20 protein-coding genes and 1 tRNA gene are annotated in these 16,009 nt (G+C 65.1%); 13 read left to right on the top strand and 8 right to left on the bottom strand.

What is annotated here, in order from left to right; translation table 11 throughout:
* Positions 1–160 precede the first annotated feature (160 nt).
* Both QYL91_RS06350 and QYL91_RS06345 read right to left on the bottom strand, forming a co-directional pair.
* The gene (locus QYL91_RS06350; RefSeq protein ID WP_302082539.1) at positions 161–814 is read right to left on the bottom strand and encodes a DUF7095 family protein; all 654 of its coding nucleotides are present in this window, start codon (positions 812–814) and stop codon (positions 161–163) included.
* Between the two features lie 34 nt (positions 815–848).
* The gene (locus tag QYL91_RS06345) at positions 849–1,169 is read right to left on the bottom strand and encodes a hypothetical protein (RefSeq protein ID WP_302082538.1); all 321 of its coding nucleotides are present in this window, start codon (positions 1,167–1,169) and stop codon (positions 849–851) included.
* Between the two features lie 89 nt (positions 1,170–1,258).
* On the opposite strand from QYL91_RS06345, the gene ncsA reads away from it, so the two are divergent.
* Positions 1,259–2,236, top strand: a complete 978-nt coding sequence (ncsA, locus tag QYL91_RS06340; protein ID WP_302082537.1) for a tRNA 2-thiolation protein NcsA — start codon at positions 1,259–1,261, stop codon at positions 2,234–2,236.
* On the opposite strand, the gene QYL91_RS06335 is transcribed toward ncsA, so the two are convergent.
* From QYL91_RS06335 to QYL91_RS06320, 4 genes are all read right to left on the bottom strand, one after another.
* A complete protein-coding gene (locus QYL91_RS06335; RefSeq protein ID WP_302082536.1) occupies positions 2,219–2,488 on the bottom strand; it encodes a hypothetical protein in 270 nt (89 codons plus the stop codon). The genes ncsA and QYL91_RS06335 overlap by 18 nt on opposite strands.
* A 95-nt stretch (positions 2,489–2,583) precedes the next feature.
* Complete coding sequence (gene ftsZ, locus QYL91_RS06330; protein ID WP_302082535.1) at positions 2,584–3,768, bottom strand: cell division protein FtsZ; 1,185 nt, start codon at positions 3,766–3,768, stop codon at positions 2,584–2,586.
* Positions 3,769–3,770: 2 nt separating this feature from the next.
* Positions 3,771–3,968, bottom strand: coding sequence for a ribbon-helix-helix domain-containing protein (locus tag QYL91_RS06325; RefSeq protein WP_302082534.1), 198 nt, complete (start codon positions 3,966–3,968; stop codon positions 3,771–3,773).
* A 231-nt stretch (positions 3,969–4,199) separates the two neighbouring features.
* Entirely contained in the window at positions 4,200–4,787 is a 588-nt protein-coding gene (locus QYL91_RS06320) for a double zinc ribbon domain-containing protein (protein ID WP_302082533.1), read from the bottom strand.
* A gap of 154 nt (positions 4,788–4,941) precedes the next feature.
* On the opposite strand from QYL91_RS06320, the gene QYL91_RS06315 reads away from it, so the two are divergent.
* Together QYL91_RS06315 and QYL91_RS06310 are read left to right on the top strand one after the other, a co-directional pair.
* Positions 4,942–5,015 (top strand) — tRNA-Tyr (locus QYL91_RS06315).
* A gap of 347 nt (positions 5,016–5,362) precedes the next feature.
* Positions 5,363–6,718 carry a PQQ-dependent sugar dehydrogenase gene (locus QYL91_RS06310; protein ID WP_302082532.1) on the top strand — a complete coding sequence of 452 codons (1,356 nt, stop codon included), beginning with the start codon at positions 5,363–5,365 and terminating at the stop codon, positions 6,716–6,718.
* Positions 6,719–7,152: 434 nt separating this feature from the next.
* Here the strand turns inward: QYL91_RS06310 and QYL91_RS06305 are convergent, their stop codons facing one another.
* Positions 7,153–7,293, bottom strand: coding sequence for a hypothetical protein (locus QYL91_RS06305; protein ID WP_302082531.1), 141 nt, complete (start codon positions 7,291–7,293; stop codon positions 7,153–7,155).
* Positions 7,294–7,424: 131 nt separating this feature from the next.
* Between QYL91_RS06305 and QYL91_RS06300 the strand changes: the two genes are divergently transcribed.
* From QYL91_RS06300 to QYL91_RS06255, 10 genes are all read left to right on the top strand, one after another.
* Positions 7,425–8,051: an HAD family hydrolase gene (locus QYL91_RS06300; RefSeq protein WP_302082530.1), complete on the top strand. Its 627-nt coding sequence runs from the start codon at positions 7,425–7,427 to the stop codon at positions 8,049–8,051.
* A complete protein-coding gene (gene cbiB / locus QYL91_RS06295; RefSeq protein ID WP_302082529.1) occupies positions 8,042–8,971 on the top strand; it encodes an adenosylcobinamide-phosphate synthase CbiB in 930 nt (309 codons plus the stop codon). Before QYL91_RS06300 ends, cbiB begins: the two co-directional genes overlap by 10 nt.
* Complete coding sequence (gene cobS, locus QYL91_RS06290) at positions 8,962–9,705, top strand: adenosylcobinamide-GDP ribazoletransferase (protein WP_302082528.1); 744 nt, start codon at positions 8,962–8,964, stop codon at positions 9,703–9,705. The genes cbiB and cobS overlap by 10 nt, the downstream gene beginning before the upstream one ends.
* On the top strand, positions 9,705–10,250 hold the full coding sequence (locus QYL91_RS06285; RefSeq protein WP_302082838.1) for an NTP transferase domain-containing protein: 546 nt from the start codon (positions 9,705–9,707) through the stop codon (positions 10,248–10,250). Before cobS ends, QYL91_RS06285 begins: the two co-directional genes overlap by 1 nt.
* A 51-nt stretch (positions 10,251–10,301) precedes the next feature.
* Positions 10,302–11,396, top strand: coding sequence for a threonine-phosphate decarboxylase CobD (gene cobD / locus QYL91_RS06280; protein ID WP_302082527.1), 1,095 nt, complete (start codon positions 10,302–10,304; stop codon positions 11,394–11,396).
* Positions 11,389–12,093: an adenosylcobinamide amidohydrolase gene (locus QYL91_RS06275; protein ID WP_302082526.1), complete on the top strand. Its 705-nt coding sequence runs from the start codon at positions 11,389–11,391 to the stop codon at positions 12,091–12,093. The genes cobD and QYL91_RS06275 overlap by 8 nt, the downstream gene beginning before the upstream one ends.
* Positions 12,094–12,152: 59 nt before the next feature.
* Complete coding sequence (locus QYL91_RS06270; RefSeq protein WP_302082525.1) at positions 12,153–12,812, top strand: cob(I)yrinic acid a,c-diamide adenosyltransferase; 660 nt, start codon at positions 12,153–12,155, stop codon at positions 12,810–12,812.
* A gap of 2 nt (positions 12,813–12,814) precedes the next feature.
* Complete coding sequence (locus QYL91_RS06265) at positions 12,815–14,326, top strand: cobyric acid synthase (protein ID WP_302082524.1); 1,512 nt, start codon at positions 12,815–12,817, stop codon at positions 14,324–14,326.
* A 111-nt stretch (positions 14,327–14,437) separates the two neighbouring features.
* Positions 14,438–15,205, top strand: a complete 768-nt coding sequence (locus QYL91_RS06260; protein WP_302082523.1) for a nucleotide-binding protein — start codon at positions 14,438–14,440, stop codon at positions 15,203–15,205.
* On the top strand, positions 15,202–15,741 hold the full coding sequence (locus tag QYL91_RS06255; RefSeq protein ID WP_302082522.1) for a DUF8054 family protein: 540 nt from the start codon (positions 15,202–15,204) through the stop codon (positions 15,739–15,741). The genes QYL91_RS06260 and QYL91_RS06255 overlap by 4 nt, the downstream gene beginning before the upstream one ends.
* Here QYL91_RS06255 and QYL91_RS06250 read toward each other — a convergent pair.
* Positions 15,731–15,961 carry a helix-turn-helix domain-containing protein gene (locus QYL91_RS06250; RefSeq protein ID WP_302082521.1) on the bottom strand — a complete coding sequence of 77 codons (231 nt, stop codon included), beginning with the start codon at positions 15,959–15,961 and terminating at the stop codon, positions 15,731–15,733. The two genes, QYL91_RS06255 and QYL91_RS06250, sit on opposite strands and share 11 nt — an antisense overlap.
* Positions 15,962–16,009: the final 48 nt, after the last annotated feature.

The following is a 16,009-nucleotide window of genomic DNA, read 5'->3' as shown; positions in this document are numbered from 1 at the left end:
CACAGCCCGGCGCAACCTCTCGGTGTTTTGCGAGGCGGATAACGTGGCTCCCGTACATCAATTATTGCTTCACATCAACTTCAACGTATGGATTGTGCAGCGGAGCGAACGCGCTTCACCCCCGCCCACGGTGGGGCGGGGAACTCGCGCTGCTTTTCGTTTAGACGACGTCACCGCGTACGGAGGCACCGTCCTGTTGCTCGCGGAACTGCTGGATTGCGTCTGCGGCCGTCTGGGCGTCGTCCTCGTCGACGCCGAGCATCTCCAGTGCGCCGGCAAGCGGCGGGAAGGCGTACTCGCCAGCGCGGAGTTTCTCGAAGGCCTCCTCGGAGCGTCGGCCGTCGAGCCAGAGACAGGTCCCGCGAGGGTCGAGAATCTCGCGGTAGTTCTCGCGTGCCATCGCGCCCTTCAGGCGCTGGGTGACGTTGTCCTCGAAGGAGGCGTTACAGACCTCCAGGTGGATGGGTTCGTCCTCGTCGACGAGATGGGCGGCGAGACACTTCTCGGGTGCGGCGTGCCCGTTGGCGTTGGCCCGCAGGTGTTCGGGGTGTTCGTCGGCCCACTCGGCACGGACCGTCTTGCCGACGCCCTCGATGCCGTGGGAGTCGATAAAGTCGGGCTCGCGGTCCTCGTCGCCGTGAAAGAGTAGGTCCTTCGTGAGATAGACGTCGATTCGCTCGACGGGGTCGAGACCGAGCGCCACGTCGCCGAACACCCAGACTTCGCGGACCGGGACCGGCATCGTCTCTGTCTCGATTGTGTCGACGAGTTGCGCGACGCGGTCGAGCGCGCGCTCGCGGGCCCAATCAGTCATCGAACGTGTTTGGGCGGCGGTGTGCAAAACGGTTTCATTTCTCGGCGCGGTGCCACACGGCCGACGCGTCGAGGTCGGCGCGGACCCGCTCGGCGTCGGATAGCGTCGTCCCGACGTAGTGTTCGCGACCGAACGGGGACCGGTATCGGATGATTGCGGTCTCTGTGGTCGCCTCGAAGAGGCTGATCGACTGCCTGGTATCGTCCGACTGCCACTCGCCGAGGAGTGTCGTCTGGTCGTCGGCCGTCACGCGCTCGCCGAGCATCCAGCTCAGTTCGTTGGCCGTCTCAAGCGAAACGGCAGAGACGCAGGCGAGTCCGCCGTCTGTGTGTGAGTAGCCACCGTGACTCGACATATCGTACAAATCGTGACAGGAACTGATAAACCGGTCGGTTGCGGGCAGAGCCGAAACGGTCAACCCCACCCATCGGCTACGGGCCGATAATGCAGTGTGACAAGTGCAGTGAGGATGCGGTCATGCACGCCGCGTACTCGGGACTGCACATGTGCGAGGAGCACTTCTGCCGGTCCGTCGAGAAGCGCGTCCGCAAGCGGATTCGCGACGACAATCTCCTCCCGGACAGCGCCACACCCGACGCCCCCGAGACGTGGGTCATCGGCCTCTCCGGCGGGAAAGACAGTGTCGTCCTCACGAAAATTCTCGACGACACGTTCGGCAAGGACCCCCGCGTCGAACTGGTCGCACTCTCCATCCACGAAGGCATCGAAGGGTACCGCGACGAGAGCCTGGTTGCCTGCGAGGAACTGACCGAAGACCTCGACCTGCGACACGAGACCGTCGCCTACGAGGAGGAGTTCGACGTGCGGATGGACGAGGTCGTCGAGGACGACCCACACGATATGTCAGCCTGTGCGTACTGTGGGGTCTTCCGACGGGACGTCCTCTCCCGGTACGCGACGGATCTCGGTGCTGACAAGCTTCTGACCGGTCACAATCTTGATGATGAGGCCGAGACGGCGCTGATGAATTTCCTGTCGGGTGATATCACGCAGATGGCAAATCACTTCGACGCCAGTCTCGGCCCGTTCGAGGGCAGCGAGATGGAGGCGACACGGGGCGACAGCGAGGCCTTTGTCCCGCGGGCCAAACCGCTCCGGGACGTTCCAGAAAAGGAGGTCGCACTCTACGCACACCTGAAAGACCTGCCGGCACACATCACAGAATGTCCGCATTCAGAGGAGGCCTACCGGGGCGAGATTCAGGAGTTGCTCTACGAACTCGAGGAGAATCATCCGGGGACCCGACACTCGATTCTGGCTGGCTACGAAGAGTTGGCCGGCCTGGCGGCCGACGAACACCGTGGGGAAGACAACGAGGAGTACCAGGAGTGTGAGCGGTGTGGCGGCCCGACGCGGCGAGAGGTGTGCCGGAAGTGCGGTCTTCTAGAGGCCCTGGCGTAGGTAGAGTCCGAGCGCAGCGGCCACCCCGGCGAGTCCGAGTCCGACACCGGCGATGGCGTAGACCCGACCGACATCCTCTCTGGCCGCGAGATAGAGTCCGCTCCCGAAGATGAATAATCCAGAGAAGAGCAATACAAGCGGGAGCGGGTCGTTCCCGTGGTCCTGTGTCGTATAGCCTTGGTGGGCACTAGCCGTTCCAGCGAGACAGACCGTGACGAATACCGACGACAGACGGCGCGCCAGCTCGCGCATGTCGCTCGCTCGGCGTGGCACAGACTAAACGGTTCGGAAAGAACGGAGAACGTCAGTCGTCCCGGGCCGACCCCGGCGGCGACAGGTTGCGGCCGTCAGTCCGTCCGGACGACGTCGAGGCCGTTGTTCTGTTCGACTTCCTCGTGACCGCCGTCAGTTTCGCTGAACTCACGACCGTCCTGCTGGAAGTTACTCGCTGCGTCGAAGGAGGTGTCGTCGTCGACTCCTTCGATGGCCTCTCGAGACTTGTTGGCCTGCTTTTGCGTCGTTGGACCGAGCACCTGGGCGCTCTTGACGCCGGTCATGATTGCCATGACGCGGACCTTGCCCTTGTACTCCTCCTGGATGCGCGCGCCCCAGATGACGTTGGCGTCGGCCTCCAGTCGGTCGGTGATGTTCTGGGCGATGCCCTCGGCCTCCGACAGTGTCAGGTCGGGGCCGCCGGTGATGTGAACCAGGCCACCGCTGGCGCCGCGGTAGTCGACGTCCAGCAGCGGATGGTTCATCGCGTCTTTGACCACCTCTTCGGTCTTGTTTTTGTCCTGTGTCTCGCCGACGAGCATCACAGCGACGCCGCCCTTGTTCATGATGGAAGTCATGTCGGCGTAGTCGAGGTTGATGAGCGACGGCTGGGTGATGGTCTCGGAGATACCCTTGACCGTCTCGGCGATGATCTGGTCCATCACCGAGAACGCCTTGCCAATCGGCAGGTTCGGGACGTAGTCGAGCAGGCGGTTGTTGTCCAGCACGATAATCGAGTCGGCCTCCTCGCGGAGCCGTTCGAGGCCTTCTTCGGCCTTGACCGTGCGGGCACGCTCGACGTTGAACGGCGTCGACACCATGCCGACGACGATAGCGCCCTGTTCTTTGGCAATCTTCGAGACGACCGGGGCCGCGCCGGTCCCGGTACCGCCGCCCATGCCAGCGGTCACGAAGACGAGGTCGGCGTCACCGAGCACCTCTTTGATGGTCCCCTGTGCCATCTCGGTCGCGCGCTCGCCCATCGAGGGGTCGCCGCCCGCGCCGAGCCCGTTGGTCAGGGACTTGCCGACGAGTATCTTCGTGTCGGCTTCGATCATCTTGAGGTGCTGTTTGTCGGTGTTGATTGCGATGGTCTCGGCACCGTCGACACCGATGTTGTACAGTCGGTTGACGGTGTTGTTACCGGCACCACCGGCGCCGACGATGACGATTCGAGGGTCGCCGAAGCCGTCGACATCGTCCATCTGCTTTTGCTCTTGTTCGTCGCGTTCGAGCGCTTCGTTGACAATATCTTGCATTGTTAGACCCTCGCCCACGGTTTGTTTTTCCGGCTCTCGCGCTTCTCGGATGGACGCTCCTTACCGGTGTCCTGTTCGGCGAGCATCTCGCGCACCGCCGAGCGGATGGCTTCGCTCCGGTTGGGGTATTCCCCCGTATCGACCATTTGTTCGACCTCTTCGATCTGCTGTTTCGGAATCCGTAGTGTCACACGCTCCATATTTTGTATTCCCCTGTGTTGGGTAAGACGGGGGCAGTTTACACGCCGCCCACTCGTCTTACACAGGAAAACCGCATGACAGCACAGGATTGTGCGTCACGCGCCACCCTCTGTAAGACGACCGTCTTACGCACAAAATACCACATACTGTGGTATAATAAAGGTTTCGGCGGGCGTAAGACATTGTTCCGTTTACGGCAGTATACACGCCCTACCTCTCGTTTTCAGCAGTTATCCCTGTTCAAGGACATCGGCTGCAGGGGTCCGACGACCGCAGCCGGGGCAGAATGCCCAGTCAGAACGGAGTTCGTCACCGCAATCGCAGAAGACACGCCGGGACGACTTCTCACCGCAGTTCGGGCAGTAAACGTGTCCAGAGGCGATGGTTTCGCCACATTGGGCACACGTCGTACTTCCGTTTGCACCGGTGTTTTCACTCCGTCCCTCGTCTGTCATACGCTCCTCGGACGTGTGAGACGACTCGTTTGACGAGTCGGATTCGACGTTTACAGCGTCCGAATCAGCGTCCGTCGTCGCGGTCGAATCGCCATCCAGCGCGATGTTTACGTTGATATCCTGGGGTTGGCGGGGCGTAAACGCTCGTTCGAGTCTGTCAGCGATGAGCGCGTCGACGCGTTCGGCGACAAGGTCGTCGAGCGTCTCCGCATCTGCAGCCTCCCGCGTGGTCGAGTCGTCAGACTCGGCCGCTCCGTCGAGATACTCGCGGAGCGCGTCGCGCATGACCTCGCTTTTCGAGGCGTCAAACTCCTCGAGACGGTGGATAAGGTCGTCGTCGGCGCGGAAGGTTATCTTACTCATCGTGCTGTCTTACACGTTGTCACCCAGGTATTTCAATCTTCCCAGAGGTCAGACAGCCGTCAGTCGAGTGGCAGACAGCGACACGGCAGCGGCCCAGCTAAGAGGAACGAATGATAATCGTTAAGTCCGACAGTCGTCCTACTCAGAGTTGCACCCGCCCTTAGCTCAGACTGGTAGAGCAGTCGACTGTAGATCGACTTGCCCCCCGTTCAAATCGGGGAGGGCGGATTTGCTGTGTGAATCCGGCCGAGCCGGTTTTTGCTCGGAAGTCACAGCCCGCGAGCGAAGCGAGCAGGAATGACTTCCGGTGTTCAAATCGGGGAGGGCGGACTGCTTTTCCGCGACCCACTACGGTGAGCGGAAAGTACGTCCAACCGACGCGATTTGAGCTTGTGAGTCGCGCGCAGCGGAGCGAGCACGTCTCACAGTGTTCAAATCGGGGAGGGCGGATTTCTCTTGCGAACGGCAGTAAGCAGTGAAAGCTCCAGCCAACTGTTCCTCGCGCACCCGTCCCCCGCGCACGCGAGAGCGTACTAATCAAAAAACACATATCCAGTACTCCAAACAGGTCATCCATGACACGGGACCGCCGCCCGTCGCTCAGTCGTCGGACCTTCCTCGCACTCGCGGGTGCCAGCGCGATTGCGGGCTGTCAGACTGAGTCAGACACCTCCAACACGCCGACACCGCCTCCCGTCGTCGAAGGCGGCTACGAGCATCCGACGCCACGCCCAGACCCGGACTGGGAGGCCCCAACGACAGCACCCCGGACGGACATCCAGGTCGAAACGCTGGTCGAGAACCTGGAGATTCCGTGGGACATCTCCTTTTCCGGCGCGGGCGAACTGTACATGACCGAGCGGACCGGTCGGATTCTGCGCTTTGACTCCGGCGAAGTATCGGAAGTCGCGCGTCCGGCCGACGCCATCGACGCCGGCTCGCTCCCACCGGGCAGCGACAAGGAGCCCTGGTGGGTCACAGGCGGGGAAGGCGGGACCCTGGGCGTCGCCGTCCATCCCGAGTTCCCCGACAAGGAGTGGGTATACGTCTACTACACGGCCGGCGAGGACGACAATAAGGAAAACAGAGTGGCGCGTTTCGACGTGGGCGCGAGCGACCCCGCGAGTACCGAGGAGATACTCATCGAGGGGATTCCTGCCTCGAAGATTCACAACGGCGGGCGCATCCGATTCGGCCCGGACGAGAACCTCTGGGTGTGCTGTGGCGACGCCGGCGAGGGTGCGGTCGCACAGGACCTCTCGTCGCTCGCCGGGAAGATTCTGCGCATCACACCGGAGGGGAAAGCCCCCGCAAGCAACCCGAAACTGGGTGGCGACCGGCGCATCTTCACCTACGGGCACCGGAACCCACAGGGCCTCGACTGGCTCCCGAGTGGCGTCCCAGTCGCGAGCGAACACGGCCCGGCAAACAGAGACGAGGTCAACGTCCTCTTGCCGGGGCGCAACTACGGGTGGAACGAGGTCCGGGGCGTGGCCGACGACCCGAGCGACGCCTTCGACACGTACCCCGAGCGCAGCGACGTGATGCCGCCGGTGGTCAACACCGGCCCGCACGCGGGATGGGCACCGACCGGCGCGACCTTCTACACCGGCGACAGCCTGCCCTCGCTCCGGAACCGGTTCGTCGTGGGCGGCCTCGTCAGCCAGTCGCTCTGGTCTGTCACACTCACCCCGAGCGGGGAAGAGCTGCCACCACTGAACGGCGGGACGAGATACGACAGCGACTGGACACACGACGCCTACACCGCGACAGCCCACCGCCTGCTCGAGGACGAACTCGGCCGCATCCGCCACGTCGCACAGAGTCCAACGGGCGACCTCTACGCCATCACCTCCAACCGCGACGGCCGTGCGAGCGGGCAGTTCCCACGCCAGAAAGACGACGTCCTCGTTCGTCTCACGCCCCCCTGACCGCCCGCTGAGAGTCGGCGCCGGCCGACCGACATTCGGCGTTAGTATACTATTTCAGATAGGACAATTTTACAATCATCCGGCCGGATACATACGTTACTAAACAATTCATATATCCGAGAACTCAGGGTCAGAGCCAGGCCGGCCCAGTATATATAATATATCCCTCATTTCCACCCAAAGAGGCGTGTGCAGAGTGAACAGACACCAGTATCTGGTATCAACTCATAGATTATTTTTCGACAGATGTCTGAGACCGATGTCGTCGAAAAATCGCGGGATAGCCGCCGGAAGTCAGCAAACGAATAGGAAGTCCCGAATCGCAGGACAGCGCCGGTGCAAAATGGCGTGAACAATCAACCCGCTTTTTGAGAGTCGAAGCCTTTTGGTCTACTGTGGTCGCGATGGGTGTCCTCAATAAAGCGAAAAAAGTGTCAGGTATCTCGGAGGAGGGCGAGGAGCGGGCCCTGTACGTCTGCCTCGCGTGCGAGACTACCTTCGAGGTCCAGCACCACACCTGCCCCACCTGTGGGAGTTTCGACGTTCGCCACTCGAAGTGGGTCCAGGAGTGACATCCAGGCACCACCCGTGGCACTGCCACGGACACAGACGCGTACCCGCACGGGTCGGCCACGGTCGCGGGTACCTGCGTCACACACCGTTTTGTCCCGCGTGATTGAAGTAGAATTGCGACGTTGCAACGGTAGTGGCAACCTCGTTTGACTGCTTTGGGACACTCGTGACCGCCGAGCGGCCAGCAGCGCCGTGGGCGGCCGCCGCGGAGGAGCTCGCTGCTCGTGGCATCTCTGTCCCAGAGGACTGGGAAGATTCGTATCGGTCCTCACACATCTCGGTCGAGCGAGGCAGAGAACTCTCGCTCGTCGAACACACACAGGCCGCACTCGATAGTCGCGACGTCGCGGCAAGCAGTGACACGGTCAAGGAAGCGCTGCTTGCAGCCTTCGACGGGTCCGTCGAGGTCCGTGAAGGCACCACCGAGGCACTGACCGCAGCAGCGGCTACCGGTCCGGTGGGTATCCTTTCGAACTGTAGCCTTCCCGGCCTCGTCGAACAGACGCTCTCGCGCGTGGACATCGGCGACTCTATCGACACGGTCGTCACGAGCGTCGGCTGTGGCTGGCGCAAGCCCCACGACAGGGCGTTCGCTGCCGTGGCAGACGAACTCGGCGTCGACCTCGACTCGCTGGTGCACGTCGGTGACGACGCCCGAACCGACGGTGGAGCGCGGACCACCGACGCGACAGTCGTACTACTCGACGACGTTCCGCTCAGGGAGTTTCCCGCGTGGCTGGAGGAGTCAGCGTGGGACTGAGCGCGCTCGTCCTCGGCGGGTCGCTCGCACTCGATGTCGCAGTCGGTGAACCGCCCCGGCGGCTCCACCCTGTCGCGTGGTTCGGCCGACTGGTCGGACGCGTCGACAGACCCTGGGGTCGGCCTGGTATCGTCGGCAGCGTCGCCGCCGCCGTCCTCCCGGTTGCTGTCGGGCTGGTGGTCGGCAGTGTTGTGCTGGCAGCCGGGCAAGTGGACCCGCTCGCTGGCGCGCTCGTCGGCGCGGTGGCGCTTTTCGTCTCGACGAGTCTCCGGCGACTCCTCGACCGGGTGCGCGACGTCGTCACGGCGACCGGCGAGGACATCGAGCTGGCACGGGAGCAACTGCGTGCGCTGGCCGGGCGGGACGCGACGCATCTCTCGGCAGGCGAGATTCGAAGCGCCGCCGTCGAGAGTCTCGCGGAGAATCTCGCGGACGGACTGGTCGCGCCGCTGCTGTATTACGCCGTCTTCGCGGCGGGAGCAGCCGCCACGGGTGCGGGGCCAGTCCTCGCCATCGCCGCAGGCTGTGGCGGAGCAGCGTGGGTGAAGGGCGTCAACACGCTCGATTCGATGCTCGGCTATCACACGAAACCGACGGGGAAGGGTCCGGCTCGGCTCGACGATGCCGTGATGTGGCTCCCTGCCCGCGTGAGCGCGGTCTTGCTCGCCGTCGTGCTGGCCCGGCCGGGCGCGCTGGTGGCTGCACGCCGCTGGCAGGGGCGTCTCGCGTCGCCAAACTCCGGGTGGCCGATGGGGACGCTGGCTGCTGGCCTGGCCGTTCGACTCGAAAAGCCCGGCCACTACGTGCTCAATGCCGAGCAGGAGTTGCCCGACACCGCGGTTACAACGGTCGCCGTCCGGCGCGTTGCCGTGACCGGCCTCCTCGCGTACGCACTCGCGGGGGTGGTGGCGTGGTACTGAGCGCACTCCGGGGCGCAGTCGGCTTTCTCACACAGATTCCGGTCGGCCAAAACCAGCAGGCCTTCGACGCCTTCTGTGCGCGCGTCGGCGTCGTCCCATTGGTCGGCTATCTCGTCGGCGCACTCGTCGGGCTGGCGCTTGTGGTTCCCGGCCCGGCACCGACAGTCGCGTTGCTGTACGTCCTCGCAGTCGTCGCTGTGACGGGCATCAATCACGCCGACGGCCTCGCCGACCTCGGCGACGCGGCCGTCGTCCACGGCGACCCCGAGAAGCGCCGGTCAGTGATGCGCGATACGACCGTCGGCGTCGGCGCGGTCGTCGCCGTGGCGGTCGGCGTGGCTGGACTCGCTCTCGCCGCGCTCGTCCTCGCGACGATGCCGGTGCGCGCTGCGCTCGGTATCGTCATGGCGGGTGAAGTCGGCGCGAAACTCGGCATTGTCACGCTCGCCGCGACTGGTCGCCCGAGCCACGACGGTCTCGGCTCGCGGTTGCTCGGTGCGGGGACCGGACAGCTAGTGCTCGGTATCGCGCTGGCGGTCCCCGCGACAGTTCTCACCTGGCCTGTGCCCGCGGCGACGGCTGCCGTGGTCGCCGGCCCGCTCGTCGCGCTCGGTCTCAGACAGTGGGCACACGCCACCCTCGACGGCGTCGGCGGCGACGTCTTCGGGGCGACAAACGAACTCGCACGCATCGCGGGCCTGCACGCGGGGGTGGTCGTGTGGACGCTCTACTGATGTGTGGCGGAGAAGGGACGCGGCTGGCAAGCGACCGGGAGAAGCCGCTGTTTCCCGTCGCGGGAACGCCGATGGTCGAGCGCGTTCGCCGGGCACTATCCAACAGCACGGTCGAACGAACCTTCGCGGTCACCTCCCCGGCGACATCGGAGACGAAAGCAACGCTCGACTGTCCGACTATCGAGACGCCGGGCGAGGGGTACGTTGCCGACCTCGACCGGGCGCTGGCCGACGACCGCATCACTCGCCCGGTGGTGACCGTCGCTGCCGACCTCCCGTTGCTCGACGGGGAAGCCGTCGACGCTGTCGTCGACGTCGCGAGTGGGTCGCTCACGGTCGCCGTTCCGGTCGGGCGAAAGCGTGCGCTCGGACTGAGCGTCGACACACAGTTCCGGTATCGAGGGGTGGCGGTGACGCCGGCCGGCATCAACGTCGTCGACGGTGCCGACGACGAGGTGGCGGTCCGACGTGAGCGCCAGTTCGCGGTCAACGTCAACCGACGGGCAGATGCGCGGAGAGCGGAATGGCAACTCGCAGGACGATAGCGGAGTCCCAGCAAAACTGTTAACCAGAACGGGGAGAGTGTACAGACAGACATGGACCCGGACGCCGTCGACGACCTGCGCTCGGGTGCGAGTGAATCGCCGAGTGACGACACAGCGAGCGAGGCGAACGCCCCCTCGGAACCCCAGGCTGGCGTCGGCGCTGGCCGGGTCCCACACGGGAGCAGCGAGGACCCACATCTGCTGGATTTCAGTGCGAACACGAACCCCCTTCGTCCCGACGGCGTCAGGCAGGTGTACGACGCCACGCTCTCGGTGGCGGAGTCCTACCCCACGGCAGATTACGACGAGTTCCGCGCAGCAGCCGCCGAGTACGTCGGGTGTGACGCCGCCGACGTGATTCCGACCGCCGGCGGGCTGGCTGCAATCCGCCTGACGATTGCCACGACAGTTCAGTCCGGCGACGAGGTGCTCGTCCCGACGCCGAGTTTCGGGGAGTACGCCCGCGAAGTGCGACTCCAGGGTGGGACTCCCAGGTTCGTCCCCCACGACGAGGTGCTCGACGCCGACCCAGCGGAGTTCGCGCTCGTCGTGGTCTGTACCCCGAACAATCCCACCGGCGACGCCTCCGACCCCGACCGCCTCTGGGCCTTCGCCGACCGCTGCAGGGATGCGGGCACGGCGCTGCTCGTCGACGAAGCGTTCATCGACTTTACCGACCTGCTGACGCTGGCCGGCCACGACGGCGTCGTCGTCGCCCGGTCGCTGACGAAGATATTCGGCCTGCCCGGCCTCCGTGCGGGCTTTGCGGTGGCGACCGGCGAGTACCGTGACCGCCTCGACACAGCGCGGCTGTCGTGGGGCCTCGGGACGGTGGCCGCCGCCGTCGGAACCCACTGTCTCGGACAGACGGCGTTTGTCGAGGCCACTCGCGAGCGCGTCGCAAGCGAGCGGGCGCGAATGCGCGACCGCCTCTCGGAACGGTTCGACGTCCACCCCTCCGACGCACCGTTTCTCCTGCTCGACTGTGGGAGCGCCGAGGCAGTCGAGGACCTGCTCGAAACGGTCGAACGCGCCGACATCGCCGTCCGGGACGCCCGGACGTTCCGTGGGCTCGACCAGCACGTCCGCGTTGCCGTCCGCCTGCCCGACGAAAACGACCGCCTCCTGGATGCTCTCGATGTTTGAGACACGTTGTGTCGACGGCGTCTGTCGACTCGGCCACGAAGGGGCACGCTGGCTAGCGACCGGGTGGGACGGTGGCTACCGGACAGCCGACGCCGCGTTCAACGTCTCGGTCCCGACGGGGTTCGAACGGACCGACCTGGACGACTACGCACGCGAGCGTCTGAGTGTTGCCGGATTCGAGCGCGCCGGCCCCGTCCTGCTGACCGGCGTCGACCTCGTACACGCCCGCGGCGCTCGTGCGGGCAGTGTCACAGTCGTTGCGACTGTCGGCCTCTCGAATCCGGCTTCGTTGCCAGTTGAGAACGGCCAGGCACGCGCCGCCGAGGCCAGCGCAGACGACCAGCCGCCGGTCGGCACAGTGAACCTGCTCGTCGGGACGACGCGGGCACTCGAAGATGGGACGCTGGCGACTCTGCTGGCGACAGCAGTCGAGGCAAAGGCTGCGACCCTCCAATCGCTGACGGGCTTTACCGGAACGACCAGCGACGCACTCGCGGTCGGCTGTGACCCCGGCGGTGACCCGATGGCGTTCGCCGGCAGCGGTACCGAAGTCGGCAGTGCAGTCCGGGCCTGCGTCCGCGATACAGTCACGGCGAGTCTCCGTGCACGCTACACCGACACCGACCTGCCGCTGTCGGTCGCCGACGCGGCCCACGGTGTCGTCACCGACCGCGAAACCGAGCCGTTCCAGCCGTAGCACAACAGCTATTTCCCTAGGGCAACTGCAGTTTCCAACGGAGTGTCGCGAGAGATATCATGACAGGAGACGACGCCACCGAGTCGGTAGTCCAGGCCCAGCCAATCGAGCCAGCAGCGCCCGAGGAGTTCGGACTGGTCCAGGTCTGGTGGGGTGACGGGAAGGGAAAGACCACCGCGGCACTGGGGATGGCGATGCGCGCGGCCGGGCACGGTTACCGCGTCCACGTTCTCCAGTTGATGAAAGGCGGCACGGGAACCGTCGAGGACGTACGCGGCGAGTACAACGCGATGGCCGCCCTCCCGGGCATCACCCACGAGAATTCGGGCCACTACGGCTGGCATGGCTTCCTGGACGGGTCGGCCGACGACGAACACGAGGCGAAAGCGCAGGGCGCACTCGCACGGGCGACGGAACTCGTCGACGCTGCCGCCGAGGCCGACCTCTCGACGCCATTTGCCCTCGAGGGCAGTGCCGACGACGGCGTTCACATGCTGATTATCGACGAGATTCTCTACGCGGCAAATCGCGGGCTGGTCGACCCCGCAGACGTGGTCGAGCTAGTCGAGCGCAAACCAGAGGGGCTGGAACTCGTCCTCACCGGCGGACACGACCGTCCCGAATACGTCACCGACGCCGCCGACCTCGTAACGAACGTTCGCAAAGAGAGCCATCCAATCGAAGCCGGGCAGGGCGCCCGGAAGGGGACTGAGTTCTGAGCATGGACGACCAGCGCGACAGCGAGTCAGCCAAGACGGTTCTGGTCGCCGGGACAGCGAGCCACGTCGGCAAGAGCACCGTCGCGGCGGGGCTGTGTCGGATTCTCGCAGACCGGAACGTCGCTGTCGCGCCCTACAAGGCACAGAACATGAGCAACAACGCTCGCGCGGTCCCGGGGCGAGGAGAGTCCGGCGGCGAAATCGGCGTCTCCCAGTACGTCCAGGCGCGGGCTGCTCGCGTGCCTGCGACCGTCGACATGAATCCTGTCTTGCTGAAACCCCGCGGCGAGGGCGAGTCGCAGGTCATCGTCCACGGCGAGGCAGTCGGCCACTACAGCGCGGGTAGCTACTACGAGGACCACTGGGAAGCGGCACTCGCCGCGGCCCGCGAGTCCTACGAACGACTCGCCAGCGACCACGACGTGCTCGTCGCGGAGGGTGCCGGCTCAATCGCCGAACCGAACCTCCGCGACCGGGACCTGGCGAACGTCGAGACGGCTCGCTTTTCGGATGCGGAGATTCTGCTGGTCGCAGACATCGAGCGCGGCGGCGTCTTCGCCAGCCTCGTCGGGACGCTCGAACTGCTGCCCGGTGACCTCAGAGAGCAGGTCGTCGGGGCAGTCATCACGAAGTTCCGGGGAGACCGCGCTATCCTCCGGCCCGGTCTCGAGGAGTTCGAAGACAGGACCGGCGTTCCCGTCCTCGGGGTCGTTCCCCACGACGACCCCGGCCTTCCGGAAGAGGACAGCGTCTCCTTGCCATCGGAGGGTAAACGCGCGCTTGACGGTGCCGACGACGGCGTCCCCGACGACCAGGCCGTTACCATCGCGGTCCCCCGACTCCCGCGTATCTCGAATTTTACCGACTTCGGCCCGCTCGCTCGCGTCCGGGGCGTTCGCGTCGCGTACGTCCCGCTCGAAGACCCACTCGACGCCGATGCCGTCGCCATCCCGGGCACGAAGAATACGGTCGACGACCTGCTCGCACTCAGAGAGTCGAGGATGGCCGAGCGCATCAGAGCCTTCGAGGGACCAATCGTCGGCATCTGTGGTGGCTACCAGATGCTCGGGGAGCGAATCACGAACGCCGCCGTCGAAAGCGCCAGTGGGGCCGACGAGGTGGTCGGTCTGGGATTGCTTCCCGTCGCGACACACTTCGACCCGGAGAAACGCGTCGAAGCGGTCACGCGCGAGGTGGACGGCGTGGGACCGCTCGCGGGCGCACACGGGGAGGTTACCGGATACGAGATACACATGGGCCGCACGGAGCTGGTCGGCGACGCCGCGCGGCCCTTCGGCGGACGCGGCGCCGGGACCGAGCGCGTGCTCGGCACCTACCTCCACGGTCTCTTCGAAAACGAGACCGTCCGCCGGGCGTTCGTCGAGACTGTCTTCGACCGAGCGTCGGTGGGTCCACAGCCAGATGAGCGAGCACAGCCCTCACCGTACGACCGCGCAGCGACACTCCTCGAAGAGTTCGTCGACCTCGACCCCCTCAACTTGCAGACTCTGTGACCAGTACCGACTGGCACGTGGCGATACGCGAAAACGGTCTCCGACCGCGCGACGGCGAAAAGAGCGGACATGCGAGCTTTTATACTGGAAAGCAAGACAAGAGCCGACAAGATGGTGGAAGCGTTCGCCGTCGCCAGCGGCAAAGGGGGGACGGGGAAGACGACGAGCACGCTCGCGCTGGGCATGGCACTCGCCGACACACACGACGTGACGATTATCGACGCCGACACCGGGATGGCAAATATCCTCTTTCACGCCGGCCTCGCGGACGTCGAGACGACACTCCACGACGTCCTCGCGGGAACAGCCACGACACACGAAGCCGTCTACGACCGGTTCGGGATGGACGTGGTCCCCTGCGGGACGTCACTCGCCGGCTTTCGGGAGGCAGACCCGGACAGACTCCGGGACGTCGTCGCGACGCTGGCCGCCGACACCGACGTCATCTTGCTCGACTCCGCGGCGACGCTCGGAAGTCGGGCGGCCGTCCTGCCGATCGTCCTGGCCGACCGCATCGTCGTCGTCCTCCAGCCGACGATTCCCTCGCTCTCGAACGGACTGAAAGTCCAGGAGTACGCCTCGACGTACGGCACCGACGTCGCCGGCCTCCTGTTCAATCGAGTCACCGACGACGCAGACATCGACACTATCGCCAGGAAGGCAGAGCGGTACTTCGACGGTGAGACGCTGGCGAACGTGCCCGAGAGTGACACCGTGCGCGCGGCGCGTCGGGCGGGCAAGCCACTTCTGGCATACGCTCCAGAGACCGACGCTGCCGCGGCCTACCGTACTGCTGCCGACCGGCTGGACGTTCGACCGGGCACCTCCGGCGCCGTCGCAGACCGGTTCCGGCGTGCGGTCGTCCCGGACGAACTATGAAACTGCCACGCGGCCAACTCGTCCGCCAGCGCGTCGTCGCCGACGTGGGCACCGTCCTCGCGACGGCACTGGAGAGTGCGCTGACGGGCTACGCACGGCTCGAATCGCAGGACGCGCTCTTGCTCGACGGCGACGGCGCCGGCGTCCTCATCTTCGAGGACGGAGTCCCGAGCGGCGCATACCACACCGGGACCGAGAGCGCCGGTGCAGACGCACTCTCCGACATCGCAGTCGCCGGTCCCTACCGTCTGGAACTGTACGAACTCGACGCCGACGCACTCGCGCCAGTCCACGACAGCGACCATTTCCAGCTACCGCCCGAACTCCCAGCGAAGCGACTCGCCAGCGACCCGGACCTGGCAGAGCGGACGCTGGCAGCCACGCCGGACGAACGCAGAACAGAACACGAGGAATCGACTGCCGGAGCCGATGCCGTCGAGGCGTTCCTCGACGACGAAGAAAAGATCGCGTCGATTCAGGAGCGTGCCCGTGACCAGGCACGCGAGCGAGCCAAGGAGTGGGGCTTCAAACGTTGACCGGTATCCACCAGACCCGGCTCCGGCCGCCGACCTTCTTGCTCTTGAGGTCCGTCTGCTCTTGGAGCTGGTGGAGTTTGTTCAACGCAGTGCGGCGCGAACAGTCCAGACGGTCAGCGACTTCGCTTGCAGTCAGCGGTTCGGCGTAATCCTCTCGGGATTCGAAGACAGCTGTGACATCCGAAAGCGTGAACTCGACGTCGCGACCCTGTGGACTCATACCTGAGACGTACCTCTCCAGTCACTTATTCTTTCCTACGTGCGTATC

Source organism: Salinibaculum rarum (assembly GCF_030505615.1).
Classification (GTDB): Archaea; Halobacteriota; Halobacteria; order Halobacteriales; family Haloarculaceae; genus Salinibaculum; species Salinibaculum rarum.
This window is presented reverse-complemented; position numbering and strand designations above follow the sequence as displayed.

Bases quoted from the DNA above. Each gene is read 5' to 3' on its own strand.
- QYL91_RS06350 (WP_302082539.1), bottom strand. From the start codon at position 814: ATGACTGATTGGGCCCGCGAGCGCGCGCTCGACCGCGTCGCGCAACTC.
- QYL91_RS06345 (WP_302082538.1), bottom strand. From the start codon at position 1,169: ATGTCGAGTCACGGTGGCTACTCACACACAGACGGCGGACTCGCCTGC.
- ncsA (WP_302082537.1), top strand. From the start codon at position 1,259: ATGCAGTGTGACAAGTGCAGTGAGGATGCGGTCATGCACGCCGCGTAC.
- QYL91_RS06335 (WP_302082536.1), bottom strand. From the start codon at position 2,488: ATGCGCGAGCTGGCGCGCCGTCTGTCGTCGGTATTCGTCACGGTCTGT.
- ftsZ (WP_302082535.1), bottom strand. From the start codon at position 3,768: ATGCAAGATATTGTCAACGAAGCGCTCGAACGCGACGAACAAGAGCAA.
- QYL91_RS06325 (WP_302082534.1), bottom strand. From the start codon at position 3,968: ATGGAGCGTGTGACACTACGGATTCCGAAACAGCAGATCGAAGAGGTC.
- QYL91_RS06320 (WP_302082533.1), bottom strand. From the start codon at position 4,787: ATGAGTAAGATAACCTTCCGCGCCGACGACGACCTTATCCACCGTCTC.
- QYL91_RS06310 (WP_302082532.1), top strand. From the start codon at position 5,363: ATGACACGGGACCGCCGCCCGTCGCTCAGTCGTCGGACCTTCCTCGCA.
- QYL91_RS06305 (WP_302082531.1), bottom strand. From the start codon at position 7,293: ATGTCACTCCTGGACCCACTTCGAGTGGCGAACGTCGAAACTCCCACA.
- QYL91_RS06285 (WP_302082838.1), top strand. From the start codon at position 9,705: ATGTGTGGCGGAGAAGGGACGCGGCTGGCAAGCGACCGGGAGAAGCCG.
- cobD (WP_302082527.1), top strand. From the start codon at position 10,302: ATGGACCCGGACGCCGTCGACGACCTGCGCTCGGGTGCGAGTGAATCG.
- QYL91_RS06275 (WP_302082526.1), top strand. From the start codon at position 11,389: ATGTTTGAGACACGTTGTGTCGACGGCGTCTGTCGACTCGGCCACGAA.
- QYL91_RS06270 (WP_302082525.1), top strand. From the start codon at position 12,153: ATGACAGGAGACGACGCCACCGAGTCGGTAGTCCAGGCCCAGCCAATC.
- QYL91_RS06265 (WP_302082524.1), top strand. From the start codon at position 12,815: ATGGACGACCAGCGCGACAGCGAGTCAGCCAAGACGGTTCTGGTCGCC.
- QYL91_RS06260 (WP_302082523.1), top strand. From the start codon at position 14,438: ATGGTGGAAGCGTTCGCCGTCGCCAGCGGCAAAGGGGGGACGGGGAAG.
- QYL91_RS06255 (WP_302082522.1), top strand. From the start codon at position 15,202: ATGAAACTGCCACGCGGCCAACTCGTCCGCCAGCGCGTCGTCGCCGAC.
- QYL91_RS06250 (WP_302082521.1), bottom strand. From the start codon at position 15,961: ATGAGTCCACAGGGTCGCGACGTCGAGTTCACGCTTTCGGATGTCACA.